Annotated in this window: 1 protein-coding gene and 1 pseudogene; one reads left to right on the forward strand and one right to left on the reverse strand. The window is 72.0% G+C overall.

Going from position 1 to position 546, the window contains the following annotated elements:
• Positions 1–325, reverse strand: a pseudogene (locus L6Q96_23560) (ATP-binding cassette domain-containing protein).
• A gap of 86 nt (positions 326–411) precedes the next feature.
• Here L6Q96_23560 and L6Q96_23565 point away from each other — a divergent pair.
• Positions 412–546, forward strand: a 135-nt coding sequence (locus tag L6Q96_23565; protein ID MCK6557525.1) for an acyl-CoA thioesterase II, incomplete at its 3' end; no start/stop codon positions are given.

Here is a 546-nt window from a genome sequence, read left to right on the forward strand (position 1 = left end):
GACGCGCCTGGAGGGCCACCCGCGGATCGTGCGTCACGAGCAGCACCGTGAGCGTACGCATCACGGCGACGGTGCGCATCAGCGACAGCACCTCCTCGCTGGTCTTCTCGTCGAGGTTCCCGGTCGGCTCGTCGGCGAGCAGCAGCGCCGGCTCGGCCACCAGCGCCCGCGCGATCGCGACCCGCTGCATCTCGCCGCCCGAGAACTCGTCCGGCCGGTGCGCGGCGCGGTGGAGCAGCCCCTCCTCCAGCTTGCGCCGGCCGCGCGCGCGGGCCTCGCGCTCGCTCTCGCCGTCGAGCAGCAGCGGCAACGCCACGTTCTGCACGGGTAAGGCGAACAAGCGGTGGATCTCGGGGCGATAGCGGCCGTTATGGAAAACACCCTCCGGGGAGTGGCCTCCGAGACGGCAGCATGCCACCCATCCTGCTGCTGGCGTTGCTCGACGTCGAGGAGATCGACGCCGACCTCTACCGCGGTCACAACGAGAGTGGCCGCCCCGGCCGCATCTTCGGCGGGCAGGTGGCCTCGCAGTCGCTGGTGGCGGCC

It is taken from the genome of Candidatus Binatia bacterium (assembly GCA_023150935.1).
Taxonomy (GTDB): Bacteria; Desulfobacterota; Binatia; order HRBIN30; family HRBIN30; genus JAKLJW01.